Consider the following 24,685-nt stretch of genomic DNA (forward strand, 5'->3'; position numbering starts at 1 on the left):
ATGCAGCAAGCAATAGATAGCAGTTTGTAAGAAAAATCAGATTATTTTTTAAAATTATACTTGACCCACAACAGTCAATTACTTAAAGTAAACGCTTAATTTTCGACAGAGAAAACGGGTATCCCCGTTAACAAAAAAATGAGCGCAATCACTCCTCCAAAAATTACCACATTCGACAGCAAGCCGACGGATATTTATTTCTTCGGTACCTGCGTCCTCGATATTTTCATGCCGGAAGCCGGTATGGATGCCATTACTTTAATCGAGCAGCAAGGCATACGGGTTCATTACCCGATGGCGCAAAGCTGCTGCGGCCAACCTGCCTACTCTTCCGGTCATCCGACCGAGGCGTTTGATGTCGCCAAGGCGCAACTCGACATTTTCCCCGAAAACTGGCCGATTGTCGTACCGTCCGGCTCGTGCGGCGGCATGATGAAACACCACTGGCCGACTTTGTTTAAAGGCTCCGAGTACGAGCAAAAAGCCATTGATTGCGCCGGTCGCATTATCGAGTTTACCCATTTTCTGCTTGCCATCGGTTTCAAACCCGAAGACAAGGGCGAACCGGTCAAAGTCGCCGTTCACACTTCCTGCGCCGCCCGCCGTGAGATGAATGTCCATATTTCGGGCTGGCAGTTGATTGACGGCATGGAAAATGTCGAGCGCGTCGTTCACGACCACGAAAGCGAGTGTTGCGGCTTCGGTGGGACGTTCTCTGTCAAGCAAAGCGATATTTCCGGTGCGATGGTAACCGATAAAGTTGCTGCCTTGAAAGAAACCGGTGCGACCGAAATCATCAGTGCGGACTGTGGCTGCATGATGAATATCGGCGGCAAAATCGCTAAGGACGAACCGAATATGCCGCGTCCGAAACACATCGCATCCTTCTTGTTGGAACGTACCGGAGGCAAAGCATGAGCGCGCGCGAAAATATTTTAGCAAAACTGAAAAAAGCCGACGCATTGCCGATGGAAGAGCCTGCGGTTTTTGATTATTACCGTGAAATGGGTGTTTCTTGGAGCAGCGAAGTTGAGCGTCTGAAACATTGGGCTGCCGCTATGCGTGCGGTCAAAACCGAAATTTATTGGGTGACCAAAACCGGCTGGCCGCAAGTATTCCGTCAAGCAGCTGAAGGCAAAGGTTTGGAAAACATCCTGCTGCCGTTGGCGACCGAACACGGACAAATCGCCCGTGCCGCATTGGCGGGCAGCAATATCGAACCGATTGCTTTCGAGCGCGAAATCGATACTTGGAAAACCGAGTTCTTCGCGAACATCGATGCAGGCTTTAGCAGCTCGCAATGCGGCATCGCCCGTACCGGTACGCTGATGCTGTTTTCCAGCCCCGAAGAGCCGCGTACTTTAAGCCTCGTTCCTCCCGTGCATTTCTGCCTGTTTGATACGGCAAAAATGTATAACGAATTTCACAACGCCGTTGAAGGTGAAAAACTGGTGGAAAACGGTATGCCGACCAATGTTTTCCTGATTTCCGGCCCGTCCAAAACCGCAGATATCCAACTGACGCTTGCTTACGGTGCACACGGTCCGCGTGATTTGGTTATCCTCGCCATCCTGCCTGACCACATTTCCCCTGCCGATTTGGAGGAAAACGCATGACTACGCAAACCATCAAATTTCATATGAAGCCGGAAACTTTCAAGCAAAACGCCGCAATTTCCCTTCAAGATAAGCCTTTGCGTAAAAGCCTGCGTACCGCGATGGATATGCTGATGACCAAGCGCAAAGCCGTTTTGACCGACGAAGAAGAGTTGCAAAGCCTGCGCGATTTGTGCGAACACGTCCGTCAGCGTTCATTGTCTAAATTACCTGCCCTGCTGGAGCAGCTGGAAGAAAACCTGACTAAGTTGGGTGTGAAAGTACACTGGGCGGAAACACCGGTCGAAGCCTGCGAAATCATCCATGACATCATTACTGCCAAAAACGGCAAGCTGATGGTCAAAGGCAAATCGATGGTCAGCGAGGAAATCGAGCTGAACCATTATCTTGAAGCAAAAGGCATTAAAGCGGTAGAAAGCGACTTGGGCGAATTTATCGTCCAAATGGCAGGCGAAAAACCGACCCATATTGTGATGCCTGCTATCCACAAAACCAAAGAACAGGTTAGCGAACTTTTCCACCAAAACCTCGGCACGCCGTTAACGGACGACGTAGACCAACTGACCGGCTTCGCCCGCAAAGCACTGCGCGATATTTACAGCACTGCCGATGTCGGCTTGAGCGGCGTGAACTTCGCTGTTGCTGAAACAGGTACGCTGTGTCTGGTGGAAAACGAAGGCAACGGTCGCTTGAGTACCACCGTTCCTCCCGTGCATATCGCCATTACCGGCATTGAAAAAGTAGTTGCCAAGCTGTCGGATATTCCACCCTTGTACAGCCTGCTGCCGCGTTCTGCCATCGGTCAGAACATTACCACTTATTTCAAGATGATTACCGGTCCGCGCCGNAGCGAAGAGCTGGACGGTCCTCAAGAAATGCACTTGGTCCTGCTCGACAACGGCCGCAGCCAAGCCTATGCCGAAGACCAAATGCGTCGTACCTTGCAATGTATCCGTTGTGGCGCGTGTATGAACCACTGCCCGGTTTATACTCGTATCGGTGGCGCAGCATACGGTACCACCTATCCCGGACCGATTGGCGAAATTATTTCTCCGCACTTGTTGGGTCTGGATGCCACCCGCGACCTGCCAACCGCCTGTACCATGTGTGGTGCGTGTGTGGAAGTTTGTCCGGTACGCATCCCGATTACCGAACAAATGCAACGTCTGCGTATCGAAGCGCAACGTTCGCCGACCGAAGTCGTACCGCATCCTATCCGCGGACAAGGCGCATCGCATACCTTCGGCGAACAAATAGCATGGCGCACATTCAACGGTATTTTCAGCGGCAGCAAAACCTACCGAGCATTCGGTTGGGCAGCCACCAAATTCCGTGCATTGACGCCGAGCAAGCAACTGGGCTGGACGGACAACCGCGTTCCGATGAAACCTGCCAAGAAAACGCTGCATGAAATGATGGCGGAGAAAAACCGTAAAAAAGAAAAAGTATAAGCAATCTGTTTATAAAAATGCCGTCTGAAAATGTTTCAGACGGCATTTGTTTTGATTGTTTGTATGTCGGGTATATTTTGAATGCTTACATTTCCATTATAGGAGGGAAGGGCTTGAAATAAGAGGGGGCATTGTGTCTTAAAACAGGTTGTACAGCATTTTCCCAGCAATCAGAAGCAGCATGATGCCGAAGGATTTTTTTAGTTTGGTGGAAGAGAGTTTGTGGGCGGCTTTGACGCCCAAGGGGGCAAAGGTAATGGTTGCTACACTGAGTACGCCGATAGCGGGCAGATAGAGGAAGCCCAGCGAGCCTTCAGGCAGCCCCCCAACTTTCAGGCCGTTTAAAAGATAAGATACCGCACCTGCCAACGCAATTGGCCAGGCGAGGCCGGATGATGTACCGATGGCTTTGTGGGTGGGAAATCCGCAGCGGATTAAGAAAGGAACAGAAAGTGAGCCGCCTCCTATGCCGACCCAGCTTGATATTGTGCCGAATAATGTGGAAACAGCAGTCAGTCCCGGCAGTTTTGGCAGCGAATGCGATGCAGTCTGATGACCGGTATGCAATGTTCTGAATGCGACGGCTGTAAAAAACAGGATAAAGAAAATTTGAAGCCAGAATGTGGGGATATATTTTGCGGAGAGCGAACCCAAGAATACGCCGAATATCATGCCCGGCATCATCATGAATACCGTTTTCCAGTCAACCGCCTGTTTTTTGTGCTGTCCCAACATACTGGAGAAGGAGGTAAAGACCATAACGGCAAAGGATGTTCCGACAGCGAGGTGTTGGGCATAGGGATGCTGAGCCAATCCTTGGTAACCGAGTACCCATAAAACGACAGGAACAATCAGTGCGCCGCCCCCGACGCCGAACAGACCGGCAATAAAACCTGACGCACTGCCTACGGAAAGCAGGAGTAGGATAATTTCCCAATGCCACATTCAATCGGCCTTTCTGCGTTTTTTCAAAAAGCGGCGTGCCGCCATAATGTAGCCGGAGAGGCTGTATCCGAAGAAGAACAGGAAGAGGACAAGCGACGGCTCCCAAGTAATCAGCAGCAGCAGCAAAATGGCAAGCAGCATGCCGACAAAGGGGACTTGTCTGCGGATGTTGATTTCTTTAAAACTCCAAAAAGGGATTTGGACAATCATCGATAGGCCGGCAAACAGTGTGATGCCCAATGCCCACCAGTGGACGGCGGGGAATTTTTCAACGCTGTGGTTGACCCAAATCAGCCCGACAATCAGTGCGGCTGCGGTCGGACTGGGAACACCGATAAACCAGCGTTTATCGACGTTTCCGATAAGCGTGTTGAAAAGTGCCAGGCGTAAGGCGGCGCAGGCGCAGTAGATAAATGCAACGGAATAACCGATTTTCCCGAATTGCCAAAGTTGCCATTTGTAGGCAATCAGGGCCGGGGCGACACCAAAGCTGACCATGTCTGCAAGGCTGTCAAGTTGTTCTCCGAATGCGCTCTGGCTGTTGGTCAGCCGTGCCACACGTCCGTCCATGCCGTCCAGCAGCATGGAGATAAAAACAGCAATAGCGGCTGTTTCGTAATGTCCGTGCATAGATTGGGTAATAGCGTAAAAGGCGGAAAATAGTGCGGCAACGGTAAAGGAGTTGGGCAGGAGGTAGATACTGTTTTGACGCAGGGAACGTTGGGAGGTGTTTGGCTGGGTTTCCATAGATAAAGTATCTTTCGGACACGGAAAATCGATAGGGAGATTATAACCCAAACAGTTATCGAACAATACGCCCTGTAAGATATAGCTGTTGGGAAAGTATTTATTTTGTTGATGCTGGGCAGGGGTGATTGGATGATTGGAAAGGAGTGATGATATTAAAATAATTTCCCCATTCACAAACGTATGCCGCAGGGTACATTGTAAAATATAGCTTTTTCGTGCGTTGGAAGGTTTGCGCGCAATTGTCGTCTTAATAGATTGTTTATTCGGCAAAGGTTGGCGATGCGTTAATTTGTATTTTCAAAGCGGGTTGCCGATGCTTCACAGTGTAATTTTTCTAGAGGAATAAAACGATAAGGCGGGAATTATCCTGTTTTTTGTTTATAATGCGGTAGGACATGGACGAACCGTCAGGAATCTATCATGATAAAAAAAATATTGGCAGTATTTGCACTCTGCCTGATTATTGCGCCGGCACAGGCTGCCGATACTTACGGGTATCTTGCTGTTTGGCAGAATCCGCAGGATGAGAACGACGTTTTGCAGATTAAAACCACTAAAGAGGATTCGACACAAAATGAATCGCTTGCCGAGTTGGAGGCTTTTTGCAAAGGACAGGATACGCTTGCGGGGATAGGTGAAGATCAGGCAACTGGATGCCGTTCTGTCGTGCCGTTGAAAAATACTTGCGTTGCATTGGCGTATCCGAAAGCAGAGGGTGGAGTGCGTACCGGTAATGCTGTTGTGATTACTTCGCCACGCTTTACTAGTGTCCATCAGATTGCCCTCAACCAGTGCATCAAAAAATATGGTGCGCAGGGACAGTGCAGTTTGGAGACGGTTTATTGCACATCGTCTGCCTATTATGGCGGAACGGTCAGTTCTTTAATCCAGCATTTGAAGTAAATAGAATGCCATCTGAAGAATGTTCAGACGGCATTTATATCGTCAATCAGCTCTCTCTGGAGTCGGGGAGCAGGCGGTTTAGCACAATGGCAAGTACGGCGCACAAACCGACCCCGGCAAAGCTGAAGCTGCCCAGTTTGAGCGTCATACCACCGATACCCGTCGTCAGTACCGAGCTGACGATAACCAGGTTTTTCGGCAGCATCAAATCGACTTTGGCATCAATCAGGGTTTTGATGCCCAAAGAGGCAATCGTACCGAAAAGCAGCAGCATGATGCCGCCCATAACAGGCATCGGGATGGAGGCCAAGAATGCATTGAATTTGCCGAAGAATGCCATACAGATGGCAAAAACTGCAGCCCAAGTCATAATGACGGGGTTGCTGTTTTTAGTAATCATCACAGCACCCGTTACTTCACCGTAAGTTGTAACCGGCGGGCCGCCGATCAAGCCGGCAATGCATACGCCCAAACCATCGCCTGTAAGGGTTTTGTCCAAGCCGGGGTCTTTTGTGTAGTCTTTTCCCGTTACATTACCGATTGCCATGATGCCGCCGATGTGTTCGATGGCCGGAGCAATTGCAACCGGCAACATAAACAGAGCAGCCTGCCAGTTGACTTGTGGTGTTTCAAAATGCGGGACGGCAAACCAAGGTGCATGTGTCATGCTGGCCGTGTCGACCAGCCCCATCAGCAGTGCAAGGGCATAACCGGAGGCAACACCGATTAAAATAGGGATCAGCTTCATCATCCTGCTGCCGAAAACCGATACGATGGCGGTAATGGCAAAGGTAAAGCCGGAAAGAATCAGGGAATCGGTATAATCGATGACCTGTTTTCCGTTTGCCTGTCCCATTGCCATACTGCTTGCCGCTACAGCGACCGACAAGCCGATAACCATAATGACCGGACCGATGACGACTGGCGGCAGCAGCCTATGAACGGCAGCAAGTCCGCGCCAGCGGATTAGTGCGGCAAATACAAAATACATAAATCCCGCAGCAAACAATCCGAACATGGTGGAGGGCAGACCCCATTCGCCGATAGCGTAGATAATCGGCGCGATAAACGCAAAAGAAGAGCCTAGAAAAATAGGCACTTTGCGTTTGGTGGTAATTTGGAACAATAAGGTTCCTATGCCTGCCCCTAAAAGAGCAAGTGCCGGGTTCAGTCCCGTCAGCAGGGGAACCAGCACCATTGCGCCGAATGCAACGAATAAAATCTGAGCACCGGAAACGGCAAGTTTCAATTGGTTCATACTATCTTCTTTCAGTCGGTTCAAACGGCACGGATTATACTGGTTTGCCGTAATCCTGCGTAAAAATACATATTTTGCGCATCAAGTATAAGCTTCGGTATGCGGCAGCGGTCCATAGGGGCATGAAAATGGGCGAAATGGAGTATAATCCGACATTTCATATTTAATCCGCAAGCCGTCCGGTGTTTTCAGACGGCATTTTCCGGTAATACGGCATGACAGAAAAATCCAATAAGAAAATCACAAAAGGCAGGGCGGCAAACCAGTCTCAAAATTCTTCCCGCAAGAAAGACAATGGGACAAGGGGCAATAAGGTTTCCGAACAGCTCAAAGCTGCTAAAGAATTGCAAAAAACCGAAGCAAAGAAGGCACGTCCCGAACATGTCGTCAATCTAATCGCCGACGCATTGTGGCTGATGGGCTTGGCGGCAACCCTGTATCTGACGATTTCCCTGATTAGTTTCGATATGGGGGATCCGTCTTGGTCGCGTAGTTCGCCGGTTGTGGAAGATGCCGCCAATTGGGGAGGTTTGTTCGGAGCATATATTGCTGATGTCGGTTATTATCTTTTCGGCTGGTCGTTCTGGTGGTGGATAGTTGCTGCCTGCGTGATGTTGTATAAAAATTTCCGTCTACATGCCAAACCGGCACTACCCAGTTCGTACAACCACAAAATCGCCGTCGCCGCACTTTTTATCTTGACAGTATTCAGCCCTGTTTTGGAATATTTTGTGCTGGGCGGAAAATATAGTGAATCCTTGCCGGTCGGTGCGGGCGGTATGGTAGGTATACGTGTCGGCGCTATATTTGCATGGTTATTGGGAAAATCGGGCAGCCTCTTGATTATTTTGGTTGTTTTGTTGTTATCAGTGTCTTTGCTGGTACAGGTTTCATGGCTGGAAGTGTTGAACGGTACAAGTAGGACGATTCAAAATTGTCTGGCCGTATCGGGTAGAAAAATATCATCACTGGGAAAACGCCGTCCTAATACCAAAAAAGACAGTGTCGATACCCTAAACACCCGCCGTATGGTAAAAGAGGCTAAAAATATTACCGCCAAGCCCGTTATCTCACTCGAAGGCAGTACCAGCAACCGCAAATCTGTAGCAGTCTCTGTTGCGCCGCCGCCTAAAATCCAAGCTTCGTTGTTTGAAGATAACGAAGTCCAGAGTAATGGAGAATATCACAAGCCTGCGTTGAATCTGTTGCGCCTTCCCGACAACGAGCCGGTCAGCATCAATCCTGCCGAATTGGAGCGCACTGCCGAACTGATTGAATCCAAGTTGGCAGAATTCGGCATCGGCGTGCAAGTCGTTTCTGCCACTTCCGGCCCTGTAATTACGCGTTATGAAATTGAACCCGCGCAAGGCATAAAAGGTAGCCAAATTGTTGCTTTATCTAAAGATTTGGCGCGTTCCATGTCGCTGCAATCCGTACGTATCGTAGAAACCATCGCAGGCAAAAACACGATGGGCATCGAGTTGCCCAACGATAAACGCCAAGACGTGATGTTGAGCGAAATCTTGTCTTCGCCCGTGTTTACCGAAGCCAAATCCAAGCTGACCGTCGCATTGGGTAAAGACATTGCGGGTACGCCCGTTGTCGGCGACTTGGCGAAAATGCCGCACCTTTTGGTCGCCGGTATGACCGGTTCGGGCAAATCCGTCGGCGTGAACGGCATGATTATGTCCATGCTTTTCAAAGCTACGCCGGAAGAAGTCCGCTTCATCATGATTGATCCGAAAATGCTTGAATTGAGCATTTACGATGGTATTCCGCACCTGCTTTGCCCGGTCGTTACCGATATGCGTGAAGCGGGGCAGGCGTTGAACTGGTGCGTCGCCGAAATGGAAAAACGTTACCGCCTGCTCTCGCATGCAGGTGTGCGCAACTTGGAGGGCTTCAATCAAAAAGTCGAGGCTGCCAAAGCGGCCGGTAAGCCGCTGTTGAATCCTTTCAGCCTGTCTCTGGATAATCCGGAACCCTTGGAAAAATTACCATTGATTGTGGTCGTTATCGACGAGTTGGCAGACCTGATGATGACCGAACGCAAATCCGTCGAGCAGCAAATCGCACGCCTTGCCCAAAAAGCGCGTGCGGCAGGTATTCACATGATTGTCGCGACCCAACGTCCGAGCGTCGATGTCGTCACCGGCTTGATTAAGGCGAACATCCCGACGCGTATGGCGTTTACCGTACAAAGCAAAATCGACAGCCGTACCATCCTTGACCAAATGGGTGCGGACGAGCTGTTGAAATACGGCGACTCATTATTCCTGCAGCCGGGAAGTGCAGAACCAACCCGACTGCAAGGCGCGTTTGTTTCAGATGACGAAGTTCATCAAGTCGTCAACTATGTCAAGTCGCAAGCCCACGCCGACTATATCGAAGGCTTGCTCAGCGGCGAAGCTGCACTGGAAACCACCAATATCGTCAATCCGAATGCGGGAAGCGACGAATTGTTTGACCAAGCCGTTGCTTACATTTTGGAAAGCAAAAAAACTTCCATCTCTTCCCTGCAACGTCAGTTGCGCATCGGCTATAACCGCGCAGCAAACCTGATGGAAGCACTCGAAAATGCAGGTGTCGTTTCCCCTGCCGATATGAATGGCAGCCGTAAGATTTTGGCGCACAAGGACCATTTATAGCCCATATCGCAAAATGCCGTCTGAACGGCGGAATTGGCGTTTCAGACGGCATATTATGTTTCAGGCGGAACATTGTGATATACTTGCCAGCTAAAATTTCCCCTTTGCGGCAATGCGGTTCAAATATCCGTACCGTTGCGCTGTTTGCTTCCCCATGCAGGGAAGAAGGTTTATCATTTTATCAACACAACAAATTTAAGGGCTTATGATGAGCGTAACTGTTGAAACTTTAGAAAATCTGGAACGCAAAGTAGTGTTGTCTCTGCCTTGGTCCGAAATTAACGCAGAAACCGATAAAAAACTGAAACAAACCCAGCGCCGTGCAAAAATCGACGGTTTCCGCCCGGGTAAAGCACCTTTAAAAATGATTGCCCAAATGTACGGTGCAAGTGCTCAAAATGATGTCATCAATGAAATGGTTCAACGCCGCTTCTACGATGTTGCCGTTGCCCAAGAATTGAAAGTTGCCGGCTATCCGCGTTTCGAAGGCGTTGAAGAACAAGATGATAAAGAATCCCTGAAAATTGCTGCGATTTTCGAAGTATTCCCTGAAGTCGTTATTGGCGATTTGTCTGCACAAGAAGTTGAAAAAGTAACCGCTTCCGTCGGTGATGCTGAAGTAGACCAAACCGTAGAAATCCTGCGTAAACAACGCACCCGCTTTAACCATGTTGAACGCGAAGCCCAAAACGGCGACCGTGTCATCATCGACTTCAAAGGCAAAATCGACGGCGAACCTTTTGCCGGCGGCGCATCCAAAAACTACGCCTTCTTATTGGGCGCAGGTCAAATGTTGCCTGAATTTGAAGCTGGCGTAGTCGGTATGAAGGCTGGAGAAAGCAAAGACGTTACCGTCAATTTCCCTGAAGACTACCACGGTAAAGACGTTGCCGGTAAATCCGCTGTCTTCACCATCACATTGAACAACGTATCTGAAGCTACTTTGCCTGAAGTTGATGCCGATTTTGCTAAAGCATTGGGTATTGCCGACGGCGACGTGGCCAAAATGCGCGAAGAAGTGAAGAAAAACGTCGGTCGCGAAGTGGAACGCCGCGTAAACGAACAAACCAAAGAATCTGTCATGAACGCGCTGCTCAAAGCCGTAGAGCTGAAAGCACCTGTTGCTTTGGTAAATGAAGAAGCCGCACGCTTGGCAAATGAAATGAAACAAAATTTTGTTAACCAAGGCATGGCTGATGCTGCCAAGATGGATCTGCCTTTGGATATGTTCAAAGAACAAGCCGAACGCCGCGTATCTTTGGGTCTGATTTTGGCCAAACTGGTTGATGAAAACAAACTGGAACCGACTGAAGAGCAAATCAAAGCCGTTGTTGCCAACTTCGCAGAAAGCTACGAAGATCCTCAAGAAGTGATTGACTGGTACTACGCAGAGCCTTCCCGTTTGCAAGGTCCGACTTCTTTGGCAGTAGAAAGCAACGTTGTTGATTTCGTTTTGGGCAAAGCCAAAGTAAGCGAAAAAGCTTTGTCTTTTGACGAAGTGATGGGTGCACAAGCCTAATCATCTTCAAAGGTTTGTCTGAAACAGGCAACTTGAAAGCACCAAAGCGTCCCTTTGGTGCTTTCGTAACATTGACAGGAGACAAGAATGTCCTTCGATTTCAATAATTACCTCGTTCCTACCGTTATCGAACAAAGCGGTCGTGGTGAGCGTGCATTTGATATTTACTCGCGCCTTTTAAAAGAACGCATCGTATTTTTAGTCGGTCCGGTAACCGATGAGTCCGCCAATTTAGTGGTCGCCCAGCTGTTGTTTTTGGAAAGTGAAAATCCGGACAAAGATATTTTCTTTTACATCAATTCGCCCGGCGGTTCGGTAACAGCAGGTATGTCGATTTACGATACTATGAATTTCATCAAACCTAATGTCTCTACTTTGTGCTTGGGGCAAGCGGCAAGCATGGGTGCATTCCTGCTGTCGGCAGGCGAGAAAGGCAAACGTTTCGCCTTGCCCAACAGCCGTATCATGATTCACCAACCTTTAATCAGCGGCGGTTTGGGTGGTCAGGCATCTGATATTGAGATTCACGCACGCGAACTGTTGAAAATCAAAGAAAAACTCAATCGCCTGATGGCCAAACACTGTGGCCGAGACTTGGCAGATTTGGAACGCGACACTGACCGCGACAACTTCATGTCCGCCGAAGAGGCTAAAGAATATGGTCTGATTGATCAAATCTTGGAGAACCGTGCTTCTTTACAGCTTTGATTAATTGGGAGAGAAAACAAATGCCGTCTGAAATGTTCAGACGGCATTTGTTTTATAGAGACTGTATCGGGATGACTTTTCCTTTATCGCGTTTAGAACTGTTTTCGCCATAATTGGTTTTAACATATTCCTCTACAATAGCTAGGAATTCAGTTGCAATATTATCACCTTTCAGTGTTATTTTGCGCTCCCCATCCACATAAACAGGTGCGACGGGTGTTTCCCCTGTACCGGGAAGGCTGATTCCGATGTCGGCCAATTTGCTTTCTCCAGGCCCATTGACAACGCAGCCCATTACGGCAACGTTCAGGGATTCAACCCCAGGATAAAGGGTACGCCATATAGACATTTTTTGGCGCAGGTAATTTTGAACATCTTGTGCCAGCTCTTGAAATACGGTACTGGTTGTACGCCCGCAGCCCGGACAGGCAGTTACCATAGGTGTAAATGAACGCAGCCCCATGGTCTGTAAAATTTCTTGTCCGACGATAACTTCCTGTGTTCGAGAACTTCCCGGTTCCGGAGTTAGTGAAATGCGGATTGTATCCCCGATTCCTTCCTGCAATAAGACGGAAAGGGCTGCCGTAGATGCGACAATGCCTTTGCTGCCCATCCCTGCTTCGGTTAATCCCAAATGAAGGGGATAGGCGCAGCGCCTACCCAATTCTCGGTAGACTTGAATCAGGTCTTGGACGGAGCTGACTTTACACGAAAGGATAATTTTGTCTTCGGGTAATCCTAGCCGAACGGCTTTTTCGGCAGATTCCAAGGCGGAAACAATCAGGGCTTCTTTCATAATTTCCTGAGGAGGTTTTGGAGAGGCAGATGCCTGATTGGCATCCATCATGCGCTTGGCAAGGCTTTGATCCAAAGAACCCCAGTTTACGCCGATGCGGACAGCTTTGTTGTTTTCTGCAGCCGTCCGAATCATAAAGGCAAATTTTTCATCGCCTTTTGCACCTTTACCGACATTGCCGGGATTGATGCGATATTTAGACAGGGCTTTACCGCAATCGGGAAATTCGGCCAAAAGGCGTTCACCGTTGAAATGGAAATCGCCAATAAGGGGGGTGGGATAGCCCATATCGTCTAAGCGTTGGCGGATTTCTGCAACTTTAGATGCTGCTTCGGGACTGTTAACAGTAATACGCACCATTTCTGATCCTGCATCGCTTAATTCTTTGACCTGCAATGCAGTGGCTTGGGCATCTGCGGTGTCGGTGTTGGTCATGGATTGGATGATGACGGGTGCTTCTGAACCGACAATGAGGTGATCGATATGGACTTGGTGTGTCTTACGGCGTTGGAGTGTGTTCATAAGGTTCGAATCTGTTTATTGACCTGTGATAACAGTCTGTAATTCTTCTGAGTAAGGGAAGTTTGCCTGCAACTGTGCTTCATATTCGTATGCTGCCTGTAAGTTTCCGAGAGATTTGGCAATTTTCCAACCAAGCAGCAAATCATCCGCCTGTAGGACTTCAACCTTACTTTGGTATTTTTTAAAATAATAGTCCGCATCATTCAATTGGCCAGCAAGCATTTTAGTACGTGCCAGCTCTTTAAATGCAGGAGGAAATTGCGGCTGTGCGGCAAGTGAACGTTCTAAGTAGGCTTCTGCCAATCCAAGCTGCCCTTGTTTTGCACTGCATATGCCTTTATTCAAATTGGCAACAAACGGAGTCGGGTAGGTAGGATCTGCCAATGCTTTATCAAAGTGTGGCATCGCTTCTGCAGGCCGGTTGAGCGTGCCGCATAAGAACCAGCCGTAGTTATTGTTGATTTCAGCGTTGTCGGGTTTTAGGGAGAGTGCCTGCAGGAAACTCTCCTGAGCTTTATCATTTACTTTCAGATATTGATAGATTTCGGCACGGACAAGCCAGGCAAGTTCGTTTTTGCTGTCTGTTTTCAGTGCATCTTCAATACTTGCCGTTGCCTGGCGGTAGTCTTGCCCGCGCATATACTCCATGGCCAATTGGGTTTTAATGTTGGAAACCTGATTGGCTTTTTCTGCGCTTGAGGGTTGATAAGAGGTGCTGCATGCGCTTAGAGCAATCACAGCTAAGAAGAACAATTTTTTGGATATATGAAAGGGCATCATAATTCCCCCTGTTGTTCGATTAAAATCTGTTGCCATTTTTGCTGACGGCGTGTTTTATCCTGAACCTGGCCTGCTAATTGTCCGCAAGCGGCATCGATATCGTCGCCACGAGTTTTTCGAACGGTAACGACAAATCCGGCTTGTTGCAGGATATCTCTAAAAATACGGATGTTTTCGTTACTTGAACGTTCATATCCCGAATTAGGGAAAGGATTAAACGGGATTAAATTGAATTTGCAGGGAACATCTTTGACCAGTTCAATAAGTTCGTATGCATGTTGTGCCTTATCGTTGACACCGTCCAGCATCACATACTCGAAAGTAATAAAATCCCTGGGTGCTTTGACTAAATAGCGCTGGCATGCTGCCATTAATTCTTTCAGCGGGTATTTTTTATTTAGCGGTACGATTTTATTACGGACTTCGTCATTGGAAGCATGGAGAGAAACAGCCAAAGCTACAGGCATGGTATCACGCAGTTTATCCATCTGGGGAACCATACCCGAGGTGGAAACCGTTACGCGGCGGCGGCTTAGACCATAGCCATGATCATCTAACATAATACTCAGGGCGGTAACGACATTTTCAAAATTTGCCATTGGCTCTCCCATACCCATCATGACGACGTTGGAAATTACGCGCTCATTTTTCGGAGTAACCCCCATGGCTTTGTTTGCCCACCACAATTGGCCGATAATCTCGGCTGCACTCAGATTGCGGTTGAAACCTTGTCTGCCGGTCGAACAAAATGTGCATTCCAACGCGCAGCCGACCTGAGAGGAAATACAGAGTGTGCCGCGTTCGGATTCGGGGATAAAGACGGTTTCTACTCCGTTTCCCGTTCCGACATCTAAAAGCCATTTGCGGGTGCCGTCTGAAGATTCTTGCGACATCATAAGCTTAGGAATATCGATGCTTGCCTGTTCATTTAATTTATAGCGCAACGATTTTGCCAAGTCGGTCATTTCATCAAAATTTTGCGCGCCAGATTGGTGTATCCAACGCATAACTTGTTTGGCGCGGAAAGGTTTTTCGCCCATATCGGCAAAGTGCCGGGTCAGCCCTTGGAGGTCGTAGTTGAGCAGATTGGTTTTCATGTGGTTATATTTCTTAAATTAGGCTTTTCACAAAATGGTTGGTTAGATAAATTTGATTGAAAGCCTTTGCAACAGAACTTTCAGACGGCATGGACAGGTTTCATGCCGTCTGATAATGGGTCTGTGTAGGTGTATTATATTAACGTGGGCAGATTTCGGTTTGGCTGAAGAAGTAGGCAATTTCCAAGGCGGCGTTTTCCGTACTGTCAGAACCGTGTACGGCGTTAATACTGACAGAGGTGGCAAAGTCTGCCCGTATCGTACCTTCGGCTGCTTCGGCAGGATTGGTTGCCCCCATCAGCTCCCGGTTTTTCAGAACGGCATTTTCCCCTTCCAAAATCTGAATCATTACAGGACCACTGGTCATAAATTCAACCAATTTGGCATAGAAGGGACGCTCTTTGTGAATCGCATAGAATTCCTGAGCCTCTTTGAGGGTAAGCTGTTTCATTTTGGCCGCAACGATTTTCAAACCGTTTTCTTCAAAACGGCTGTATATTTTACCGATAACGTTTTTGCCGACGGCATCGGGTTTGATAATGGAAACGGTGCGTTCAATCGCCATGCTATATCCTTATTTTTTATTTATGAAAGTTAGAGACAGTATTATTTTATCGAGAAAAATTTATCTAACCTAATCCTTCGGGGATAAGGTCAAGTGAGGTTGTTCCAAATAAACTTCGGACTGCATTTCAACCATCCGGCTGGCAGTACGGGTAAATTCTTCGGCAAAATCACCTTCTGTATAGATATGGTTGACATCTACCGCGCTGGTGGCACACAGTTTGACTCGGAAATCATAAAGGACATCAATCAGCCAAGTCAGACGTCGTGCTTCTGCCTTTTCTTGGGGAGAGAGTTTTTCCAAACCTGAGAGAAAAACCATTTCATAATGTTCTGCCAAATATAGATAGTCGGACTGTGAACGGGGGCCAAAGCACAGTGCGCGGAAATCAAACCATATGGCGCGACCGGACTCGGCTTTGTGAGGAATTTCCCGACCGTGGATAGTGCTGATGCCGGGATTTAAATCGGTAATACCTGCCATTTCTTTGAACAGTTTTGCCAGTTTCGCCTCATTTTCTTCATCGGCAGGCGTAAAGAAAATCTCGGCAGGGCGAAGGGTTCGCAGTCGGTAGTCTTCCCCTCCGTCAACATTTAAGACTGTCAGGCTGGATTCGATGAGTGCAATTGTGGGAAGAAAACTGCTTCGGTTTTGACCTTGTGGGTAGAGTTCGGAAGGGGCGTAGTTTGAAGTTGCCACCAAAACGACACCTTCGTTTAGTAGGTTTTCCAGCAGACGGCCTAAAATCATTGCGTCTGCAATATCGCTTACATGGAATTCGTCAAAGCACAATACGCGGGTTTCTTTGGCAATCTCGGCGGCAACGGATTTCAACGGATTGGCTTCGCTCTTTAGTACTTTCAGGCGCTGATGGATTTCCGCCATAAAAGCATGAAAGTGAACGCGGCGTTTGCGGCGGTAAGGGAGACAACCGAAAAAAGCATCCATCAAAAAGCTTTTACCCCGGCCGACACCACCATAGAAATAAAGCCCTTTGGGGACTTGCGGAGAACGCAAACTCCTACCTAAAAAACGGTTTCTTTTGCGTTTGAACATCATCAGCTCGGTCCAGAGTCTGTCGAGGTATTCAATGGCGTTTGCCTGTGCCTGATCATGGATAAAATTAGGCGATTGGGAAGCAGCCTGATACCAGGTCAGCGGACTGTGGTTTTCAAATGGAGGAGCCTGAAAAAGTTGGTCTCTATTACTCATGTTTAACCTTGTTATAATTTTAGCAGTTGTGAGGAATATATTAACAGGGATTGGTATTATAAATGATTTTCCATGGGCTTGGAGCTTTCTATAGAAAGGAAAGGGACACAGACAGGCTGAATAAGAAAAACGCCGCTGTAACGCGGCGTTTTTAATGCTAAAGTTCAGTTGGCATTTTCTTTTAAAGCCAAGTCGACCCGTTCACGCAACTCCTTACCGGGTTTGAAATGGGGTACATATTTTTCAGGTACCTCCACTCGTTCCCCGGTTTTAGGGTTGCGACCGATACGGGCAGGACGATGGTTCAAATCGAAGCTGCCGAAACCTCGAATTTCGATGCGTTGACCTCGGGCAAGCGATCGGGTCATGGTATCGACCAAGACTTTTACGCTGTACTCTACGTCTTTTGCCAGAAGATGGGTACCGTTTTTAGCGGCAAACACTTCTGCCAAACGAATCATTAACTCAGACTTTGTCATGTCTGCAACCTTATTCTTGTTCGCCGGACAGTTTGGCTTTCAACAGGTCGCCTAAGCTGGTGGTACCGGCATTGGCAGTTGCAGCAGCATTAACTGAATTCAGTGCTTCGCGGTTTTCTTTAGCGTCTTTCGCTTTTACAGACAGACGGATGCTGCGGTTTTTGCGGTCAACGGTAACGATAACGGCTTCAACTTCGTCGCCTTCTTTCAGTTTGGTAGTCAGGTCTTCAACGCGGTCAGCAGCGAATTCAGAAGCAGGCAGGTAACCTTCAACCTCTTCAGACAGGGAAACTACTGCGCCTTTAGCGTCAACAGATTTTACAGAACCTTTAACCAGAGATCCTTTGTCGTTTACGCTGATGAAGTTGCCGAACGGATCGCCTTCCAGTTGTTTGATACCCAGGGAAATGCGTTCTTTTTCAACATCGATTGCCAATACAACGGCTTCAACTTCTTCGCCTTTTTTGTATTTGCGTACGGCTTCTTCTCCGGCTTCGGTCCAAGAGAGGTCAGACAAGTGAACCAGACCGTCGATGCCGCCGGGCAGACCGACGAAGATACCGAAATCGGTAATGGATTTAACGGCACCGGAAATCTTGTCGCCTTTGTTGTGGTTGGCGGCAAACTCTTCCCAAGGATTCGCTTGGCATTGTTTCATACCCAAAGAGATACGGCGGCGGCTTTCATCGATTTCGAGGATCATTACTTCGACTTCGTCGCCCAATTGTACAACTTTGCTCGGATGTACGTTTTTGTTGGTCCAATCCATTTCGGAAACGTGTACCAAACCTTCAATGCCTTGTTCGATTTCAACGAATGCACCGTAGTCAGTCAGGTTGGATACTTTACCGAACAGGCGGGTGCCTTGCGGGTAACGGCGGGTCAGGCCGCTCCAAGGATCTTCGCCCAGTTGTTTCATACCCAGAGAAACGCGTTGTTTGTCTTGGTCGAATTTCAGGACTTTAGCTTCTACTTCTTGACCGACTTCCAGAACTTCGCTCGGGTGTTTCACACGGCGCCATGCCAAGTCGGTGATGTGCAGCAGACCGTCGATGCCGCCCAAGTCAACGAATGCACCGTAATCGGTAATGTTTTTAACGATACCTTTGATGATAGAGCCTTCTTGCAGGTTTTCCAGCAAGGCTTTGCGCTCTTCGCCCAGAGTGGCTTCCAGAACAGCGCGGCGGGACACAACAACGTTGTTGCGTTTTTTGTCCAGTTTGATCACTTTGAATTCGATTTCTTTGCCTTCGAAGTGAGAAGTGTCTTTTACAGGACGTACGTCAACCAAAGAACCCGGCAGGAATGCGCGGATGCTGTTGATCATAACAGTCAGGCCGCCTTTGACTTTGCCATTGATAACGCCGGACAGGATGTCGCCGTTTTCCATCGCTTCTTCCAGGGCAATCCAATCGGCTGCGCGTTTGGCTTTTTCGCGGGACAGTTTGGTTTCGCCGAAGCCGTTTTCGACGGATTCGATGGTAACGGTAACGAAGTCGCCGACTTTAACTTCAATTTCGCCTTGAGCGTTTTTGAATTCAGCTACATCGATCAGGGATTCTGATTTCAGACCTGCGTTTACGGTAACGAAGTTTTGGTCGATTGCCACTACTTCAGCGGTAATCACCTCACCCGGGTTCATTTCTTGCAGGGTAAAGCTTTCTTCCAACAGCTGAGCAAAATTTTCCATAGACATATATAACTCTTTTCGGTACACCGCCAAGGGGTGCGGGGTGGGTTGGTGGATGTCTGCCGTCCTTGGCAGGGCAGACGGGTAAATAAGGTTTCAGACGGCATATGGGGGATTTTTATGCCGTCTGAAACGTAATGTGGGTAATTATACCTGAAAATTTAAACTTTACGATACCAATCAAGCACTTTTTTTACAGTTTCTTCTATAGTCAGGCGGCTCGTATCCAAAAGCAGGGCATCGGGCTGTTGTTTCAGGGGGGCGAGCGTGCGGTTTCGGTCTGCCTCGTCTCTGGTTTCGATGTCGGACAGGATGCGCTCGAATGCCAAACCTTCGCAGGGAATGCCGATTTGTTTGGCGCGGCGTTCGGCTCTGATTTTGGATTCTGCCGTCAGGAAGATTTTGAGTTCGGCTTGGGGGAAAATGACTGATCCGATGTCCCGTCCGTCGGCGACCAGTCCTTTTTCGGTCAGAAAATCACGTTGGCGTTGCAGCAGTGCGGCACGGACTTTAGGCAATTGTGCAACGGCGGATGCGCCCATGCCGATGGCTTCTGTCCGGATGCCGTCTGAAACATCTTCGCTGTCGAGCAGGATGCAGCTGCCTGAAAATACGGCGGGCAGTTTTTCGGCAAGTGCGGAAACATTTTCTTCATCGTGCCATTCCACGCCTTGTTTTTGTGCATACAGTGCGGTCAGACGGTAAAGTGCTCCAGAATCGAGATAGTCATATCCCAATGCGGCTGCGACTCGGGAGGCTACCGTTCCCTTGCCTGATGCGCCCGGACCGTCGATAGCGATTACTTTTTGTCTGTTCATAAAAGGTATTCCTGATAATTCGGCATGCGGGATTTTTAATTTTACATGCCGCCCTAAGGGTGTTTCCCATTGAGGGCTGATTCTACCTGTTTCAAAGGATTATTGTCTAAGCGAGCGAATTACCGGTTACTCGGGAAATTTTAATCGAACTTAAGAACCTGATAAATTTGTTCGGATTTTAGCATTTCGGATATTGGAGTGGAAATAAAAGCAATGCCGTCTGAAGTCAGTATGGCTTTCAGACGGCATTAATTGGTGTAAATCAGAAAAGGTTGCTGACAAAAATCAGCAGGATTACGAGGGGCACGAGGTATTTTACATAGGCGAACCAAATATTGACCGTCGTATGGTTGCCTTTATAAAGCAATTCTTCCTTCGCTTCGTCCTTCATCACAAAACCGACAAACAGTGCAGAGCCGAGCGCGGTCAGCATAAACAAGATGTTGCCGCTGATGTAGTCGAAGGCATCGAAAATATTTTTGCCGAACACGGAAACGTCTTTCCACGGGCCATAGCTCAAAATAGACGGGATGTTGCCGAAAACGAAGATGGCGGCCAATACAATTGTAATCGCGGCGGTACGGCGGATTTTGGTTTTTTCCTGAATGGTCGTAATCAACACTTCATAAATCGTCAGCGAAGTTGTCAACGCGGCAATCAGGAGCAGCGAGAAGAAAATGACGGCGAACACGGGTCCTGCCCACATATGTGAGAACACAATCGGCAAACTTTGGAATACCAAAGTCGGGCCGGAATTGGGCGCGACGCCGAAGCTGAAGAGCGACGGGAAAATCATAAAGCCCGCAAGTACGGCGATGATGGTATTGGTAATTGCCGTGATAACTGCCGTCTGAACCAGATTTTCGTTTTTATCCAGATAGCTGGATAAGGTAATCATCACGCCGAAACCCAAGCTCAAGGCGAAAAATACTTGTCCCAAAACGAAGACGAAAAGCTCAGTGGTAATCTTGCTGAAATCAGGCTTCAGATAGAAAGTAAGCCCTTCCATTGCGCCAGGAAGGGTAACGTTGCGCACGACCATGGCAATCAGGAACAAAAACAGCAGCGGCATCAGGTATTTCGCTGCTTTTTCAATACCGCCGATAACGCCTTTGACCAAAATCCATTGGTTCACAACGACAAATAAGAACGTGTAGAACGCAATTTCCCAAGGACTGTTTTCGATATGTTCGGTAAAGAAGCTTTTTGTCAGTTCGCCGTTGACAGGGCTGGAAATATTCAGGTTTCCGCTAATAATATTAACGATATAGCTGATTACCCAGCCACCGAGCACCATGTAATACGCCATAATGCCGAACGCACCGACCAAGCCCATCCAGCCGACCAGCTTCCAAATTTTGGCAACGGGTTTGCCGTTCATAGAGCCGCCGAACGCGTCCAGCGCGTTCACGCCTTTGCGCCGTCCGATGACGTTTTCTACTAAAATCATCGGTATGCCGATAACGAGCATGGCGATACAGAATAAAAATACATACGCGCCGCCGCCGTTTTCGCCGACAAGGTAGGGAAAACGCCACGTCGCGCCGAAGCCGACAGTTGCTCCGGCAACAGTCAGGATATAGGTTAATCGGCTGGACCAGGTTTGACGATTGGTGTTGGAAGACATATTGCAACAGTGTTTGATTAAGATGAGATGGAAATTCTACACGCGTTTTTTAACAGGAACTGACTGATTGTTTTTTAAGTGTATAGTTATTTTCACTGATGGAGTTATATTTTATAGGGGATATTGCTAATTTGCATAAATCAACAAGGATTGAATCAGATTTTATAGATAGATTAATCGTTTATTTTTCTACACTGGGACGGTGAAATGAAATTTCATATGTCATATGATTGGGAATGCTGCGTCAGTAACATATGTAGTATGTGTAGTAAACGAAGATAAAAAAAACTATCTATACAAGGGGAAAGTATAGATGGCCAAACACATTACGGGGAAAACGTCTTACTCATAAGCCTGCTTGAACAGGCGTTACTCAGACGAGCGGATTATATCGCAAACCGGCTGTTTTTGAGTTAATTTTGGTTAAATTATTCATTTTAAATGTATGTATTTGAATATAAGGAAATAATGGATTTTTTTCAGAATTTGGGGTATTCGATAAATTTCCATTCCCCGGATTTGAGGTTTTCTGTTTCCAGATGTGCGAATTGTCTGCGGTGAAGATGCTGCACGCGGTTGCCGGCGGCGGCGACCATGCGTTTGACTTGGTGGTATTTTCCTTCGGTAATGGTCAGCAGCAGGGTGGTCGGGTTTTCCAAAACGGCATCAGCGGCGCAAACGGTTTCATTTTCATCATGAAGCAGGACGCCGTTTTTTAGCATTTCACAGAGCATTCCGTCAGCAGGATGCTTGAGTGTTACCTCGTATAATTTGGGAATCTTACGGCTCGGAGAGGTAAGGTTGTGATTCAGTTTGCCATCGTTGGTAATCAGTAATACGCCGGTCGTATCTGCATCTAGCCTGCCGACTGCCTGCATGTCAATATTGCGCATATTGTCGGGGAACAGGCTGAATATGCTGCGGTAGTGCTTCGGTTTGTGTGAAGTTTCGTAATCTGCGGGTTTGTTGAGCAGGATATAGAAATAAGGTTCGGGAATAACGGTTACTGCTTTGCTGTCTACGTCTAAGGTATGGACGGATGCGGAATCAATGTCCGTATCGGCATCATCTATACAAGTGCCGTTGATGAAAACATAACCGCCGACAATCAGCCACTGGCATTGTTTTCTGCTCCCTATGCCTTGATATTGAAGGTATTTGATAAGTTTCATGACGGTATTTGAAAATGTAGATGATGACAGGGTTATTAAACCCTGTCATGCACTTCGCTTGAATCAGCTCCCAATCAGTTTGACCCTCTGTCCCGGATTGATGGTGTCCAGGTTGGGATTGAGCCGGCGGATGTCGTCGATATGGATATTGAAGCGCGCGGCGATACTTTTGAAGGTGTCGCCTTTGCGCGCTGTGTAGGATACTTTTTCAATACGGGTTTGGGCAGGGGCTGCCTGTGCCAGACGGAGTACTTGCCCTTTTTGGATGGTGTTGCCTTTGATGTTGTTGGCGACAATCAGGTCGGCTACGCTGACGTTGTAGCGTTTGGCAATGTTGAATAGGGTGTCGCCTTCTACAACACGGTGGATGCTGGTATGGAGTGGGGAGGTTTCGGCTTCGCCGTCGGCAGCTTTGGCTATACGTGTTTCCAAACGGGTTTGCCGTTTGTTGTTGGCAACAATAATATGCTGGGAGGGTGCGGAAATTTTATGTTCGGCAACAGAATCAGGTACGTTGATAACGTTGGAAACACTTTCTTCTGCCAGCCTGCGCAAATTATTTTGTGCGATAAGCTGCATAAGTTCGTCTTCTGCCTGTACATCGTTTTGAGTGATGTTTTGTGCAGGTTCGGTAACCTTAACTTCAGACGGCATGGGTGTTTCAGACGGCATGGGCGTTTGTTTTTGGGACAGAACCTGTGCGATGTCTTCTATGCCGGTTTGATTTTGTACGATGAGTGAATCGTTTTTCGGAGCGGGAGTTACCGACTCTATGGGTGTAACGGCAACATTTGCAGCCTGTATAGGTTGAACTTGAACGGCTGAAAGGGTAATGTTGACAGGTTCCGCCGGCATGTTGGAACGATAGGTGTCGGGCGTATTGTCAATGTCGACGGAGGCGATGGATTCAAATGCCGTCTGAAGGGCAGGACTGTTTTTGGTAATGAGGATGCTGCGTCCTGCGTTAACCAGGTTGCCGTTCAGGTTGTTGAGGCGTTTGATGTCGGCAATGCTCATACCGGTTGCAGAAGCAATGTCGGACAGAGCAGTTTTCGATGCGGGGGTGTAGGTTTCCCAAGAAAACAGGCTGTCAGGGCTTGAGTTCAGATAGTTGCTTTGAAAGGTTTGTACGGACCCAACGGGGAGCAGCAGCTTGCGTTTGCTTTTAGGAATGAACGCAGGGACGTTGAATGCCGGGTTTAGGGCGAGCAGCTCGCTTTGTGTAATGCCGGCAAGCCGGGTAATGGCTTCATTATCGATGGGGTGGTCCAGTTCGATTGCCTGAAAATACGGTTTGTTGTCTATATCGCTGATGCTGATGCCGAAGGATTGGGGGTTGGCGATAATGTTGCGTACGGCAAGGAGTTTGGGGACGTAGTTACGCGTTTCATTGGGCATACGCAGGTTTTCGTAGGTTGGTTCGAGACCTTGCGCCCGTGCGCGGTTGATGGCGCGTCCGACATTGCCTTCCCCCCAGTTGTAGGCGGAAAATGCAAGCGGCCAGTCGCCGAACAGTCCGTATAGGTATTGCAGGTAGTTGAGTGCGGCATCGGTGGCTGCGTAAACGTCGTGCCTGCCGTCGTAAACCGGTGTTTTTTCCAAGCCGTAATGCCTGCCGGTAGCGGGCATGAACTGCCATAAGCCCGATGCGCCGACGTGTGATTTGGCTTTTGTAACAAACGCACTTTCGATAAAGGGAAGCAGGGCAGCCTCGGCGGGCATATTGCGCTTTTTGACTTCATTGGCAATATGGTACATATAGGGTTTGCTGCGGGCGATAATTCTGTCGAAATAGCCGCGGCTTTCGATGAATTTGCTTTCGGGGCGGCGTACCAGTTCAGGATTGACTTCGGACATTCGGAAGTCTTGGCGCAGTGCAGCCCACAGGCTGCCGGATTGGAAATATTGTTTTGGGGCTTGGTCAAGTATTGAAGAGTTTAACCGCATAATCGCTAAACCGACTTGGTGTGATGAGGTGTTTTGGGCATATAGGAAACCCGGACAAACGGACAGACTCGAAGCGGTCAGTACGATGGTTTTGAGTTTGGACATGATTTATATCGGGGGGATAAACATATTTTATCGTCCGATGGTACTGTTTGCTTGAAAAAGCGTCAAGTTTTATAAAA

Annotated in this window: 20 protein-coding genes and 2 pseudogenes; 7 read left to right on the forward strand and 15 right to left on the reverse strand. The window is 48.2% G+C overall.

The features are described from left to right. Positions 1-138: 138 nt before the first annotated feature. From ACRPFF_RS04130 to ACRPFF_RS04140, 3 genes are read left to right on the forward strand one after another with little or no spacing between them, the layout of a single operon-like run. The gene (locus tag ACRPFF_RS04130; protein WP_432673857.1) at positions 139-918 is read left to right on the forward strand and encodes a (Fe-S)-binding protein; all 780 of its coding nucleotides are present in this window, start codon (positions 139-141) and stop codon (positions 916-918) included. Beyond that, entirely contained in the window at positions 915-1,616 is a 702-nt protein-coding gene (locus ACRPFF_RS04135; protein ID WP_432673858.1) for a LutC/YkgG family protein, read from the forward strand. The genes ACRPFF_RS04130 and ACRPFF_RS04135 overlap by 4 nt, the downstream gene beginning before the upstream one ends. Then, positions 1,613-3,067: a LutB/LldF family L-lactate oxidation iron-sulfur protein gene (locus ACRPFF_RS04140; RefSeq protein ID WP_432673859.1), complete on the forward strand. Its 1,455-nt coding sequence runs from the start codon at positions 1,613-1,615 to the stop codon at positions 3,065-3,067. The genes ACRPFF_RS04135 and ACRPFF_RS04140 overlap by 4 nt, the downstream gene beginning before the upstream one ends. A 138-nt stretch (positions 3,068-3,205) precedes the next feature. Here ACRPFF_RS04140 and ACRPFF_RS04145 read toward each other — a convergent pair whose 3' ends face one another. Both ACRPFF_RS04145 and pssA read right to left on the reverse strand, forming a co-directional pair. Then, entirely contained in the window at positions 3,206-4,012 is an 807-nt protein-coding gene (locus tag ACRPFF_RS04145) for a sulfite exporter TauE/SafE family protein (RefSeq protein ID WP_432673860.1), read from the reverse strand. After that, on the reverse strand, positions 4,013-4,759 hold the full coding sequence (gene pssA, locus ACRPFF_RS04150; protein ID WP_432673861.1) for a CDP-diacylglycerol--serine O-phosphatidyltransferase: 747 nt from the start codon (positions 4,757-4,759) through the stop codon (positions 4,013-4,015). It abuts the gene before it with no gap. Positions 4,760-5,182: 423 nt separating this feature from the next. Between pssA and ACRPFF_RS04155 the strand changes: the two genes are divergently transcribed. Next, the gene (locus tag ACRPFF_RS04155) at positions 5,183-5,665 is read left to right on the forward strand and encodes a DUF4189 domain-containing protein (protein WP_003675172.1); all 483 of its coding nucleotides are present in this window, start codon (positions 5,183-5,185) and stop codon (positions 5,663-5,665) included. Positions 5,666-5,711: 46 nt separating this feature from the next. Here ACRPFF_RS04155 and ACRPFF_RS04160 read toward each other — a convergent pair whose 3' ends face one another. Further along, positions 5,712-6,923 carry a uracil-xanthine permease family protein gene (locus ACRPFF_RS04160; protein WP_432673862.1) on the reverse strand — a complete coding sequence of 404 codons (1,212 nt, stop codon included), beginning with the start codon at positions 6,921-6,923 and terminating at the stop codon, positions 5,712-5,714. Positions 6,924-7,138: 215 nt separating this feature from the next. Here ACRPFF_RS04160 and ACRPFF_RS04165 point away from each other — a divergent pair, with 215 nt between their 5' ends. From ACRPFF_RS04165 to clpP, 3 genes are all read left to right on the forward strand, one after another. Next, complete coding sequence (locus ACRPFF_RS04165; protein ID WP_432673863.1) at positions 7,139-9,571, forward strand: DNA translocase FtsK; 2,433 nt, start codon at positions 7,139-7,141, stop codon at positions 9,569-9,571. A gap of 208 nt (positions 9,572-9,779) precedes the next feature. Further along, positions 9,780-11,090 carry a trigger factor gene (gene tig / locus ACRPFF_RS04170; RefSeq protein WP_432673864.1) on the forward strand — a complete coding sequence of 437 codons (1,311 nt, stop codon included), beginning with the start codon at positions 9,780-9,782 and terminating at the stop codon, positions 11,088-11,090. A gap of 87 nt (positions 11,091-11,177) precedes the next feature. Next, complete coding sequence (gene clpP, locus ACRPFF_RS04175) at positions 11,178-11,798, forward strand: ATP-dependent Clp endopeptidase proteolytic subunit ClpP (protein ID WP_107859946.1); 621 nt, start codon at positions 11,178-11,180, stop codon at positions 11,796-11,798. 52 nt (positions 11,799-11,850) lie between these two features. On the opposite strand, the gene ispG is transcribed toward clpP, so the two are convergent. The 12 genes and pseudogenes from ispG to ACRPFF_RS04235 form a co-directional block, all read right to left on the reverse strand. Then, a complete protein-coding gene (gene ispG, locus ACRPFF_RS04180) occupies positions 11,851-13,116 on the reverse strand; it encodes a flavodoxin-dependent (E)-4-hydroxy-3-methylbut-2-enyl-diphosphate synthase (RefSeq protein ID WP_314168930.1) in 1,266 nt (421 codons plus the stop codon). Between the two features lie 15 nt (positions 13,117-13,131). Next, positions 13,132-13,893, reverse strand: coding sequence for a type IV pilus biogenesis/stability protein PilW (gene pilW, locus ACRPFF_RS04185; RefSeq protein ID WP_250314903.1), 762 nt, complete (start codon positions 13,891-13,893; stop codon positions 13,132-13,134). After that, positions 13,893-14,993, reverse strand: coding sequence for a 23S rRNA (adenine(2503)-C(2))-methyltransferase RlmN (gene rlmN / locus ACRPFF_RS04190; RefSeq protein WP_250314006.1), 1,101 nt, complete (start codon positions 14,991-14,993; stop codon positions 13,893-13,895). The genes pilW and rlmN overlap by 1 nt, the downstream gene beginning before the upstream one ends. 139 nt (positions 14,994-15,132) lie before the next feature. Further along, the gene (gene ndk, locus ACRPFF_RS04195; RefSeq protein WP_107859949.1) at positions 15,133-15,558 is read right to left on the reverse strand and encodes a nucleoside-diphosphate kinase; all 426 of its coding nucleotides are present in this window, start codon (positions 15,556-15,558) and stop codon (positions 15,133-15,135) included. 69 nt (positions 15,559-15,627) lie between these two features. Then, positions 15,628-16,770 (reverse strand): cell division protein ZapE, encoded by a 1,143-nt coding sequence (gene zapE, locus ACRPFF_RS04200; RefSeq protein ID WP_411712124.1) that lies wholly within the window; start codon positions 16,768-16,770, stop codon positions 15,628-15,630. Between the two features lie 164 nt (positions 16,771-16,934). Continuing rightward, a complete protein-coding gene (locus ACRPFF_RS04205) occupies positions 16,935-17,249 on the reverse strand; it encodes an integration host factor subunit beta (RefSeq protein WP_250314004.1) in 315 nt (104 codons plus the stop codon). 10 nt (positions 17,250-17,259) lie between these two features. Further along, positions 17,260-18,945, reverse strand: a complete 1,686-nt coding sequence (gene rpsA / locus ACRPFF_RS04210) for a 30S ribosomal protein S1 (protein WP_250314003.1) — start codon at positions 18,943-18,945, stop codon at positions 17,260-17,262. A gap of 155 nt (positions 18,946-19,100) precedes the next feature. Beyond that, on the reverse strand, positions 19,101-19,757 hold the full coding sequence (gene cmk, locus ACRPFF_RS04215) for a (d)CMP kinase (RefSeq protein WP_432673865.1): 657 nt from the start codon (positions 19,755-19,757) through the stop codon (positions 19,101-19,103). A gap of 262 nt (positions 19,758-20,019) precedes the next feature. After that, positions 20,020-21,384, reverse strand: a complete 1,365-nt coding sequence (locus ACRPFF_RS04220) for a sodium-dependent transporter (protein WP_432673866.1) — start codon at positions 21,382-21,384, stop codon at positions 20,020-20,022. 479 nt (positions 21,385-21,863) lie between these two features. After that, complete coding sequence (locus ACRPFF_RS04225; protein WP_432673867.1) at positions 21,864-22,556, reverse strand: 16S rRNA pseudouridine(516) synthase; 693 nt, start codon at positions 22,554-22,556, stop codon at positions 21,864-21,866. A gap of 63 nt (positions 22,557-22,619) precedes the next feature. Next, a pseudogene (locus ACRPFF_RS04230) lies at positions 22,620-23,216 on the reverse strand (LysM peptidoglycan-binding domain-containing protein); the annotation flags it as partial. 173 nt (positions 23,217-23,389) lie between these two features. Further along, a pseudogene (locus ACRPFF_RS04235) lies at positions 23,390-24,608 on the reverse strand (transglycosylase SLT domain-containing protein); the annotation flags it as partial. Between the last annotated feature and the right edge of the window lie 77 nt (positions 24,609-24,685).

This window comes from Neisseria sp. SLRRB23, assembly GCF_050896295.1.
In the GTDB taxonomy this organism is placed as follows: domain Bacteria; phylum Pseudomonadota; class Gammaproteobacteria; order Burkholderiales; family Neisseriaceae; genus Neisseria.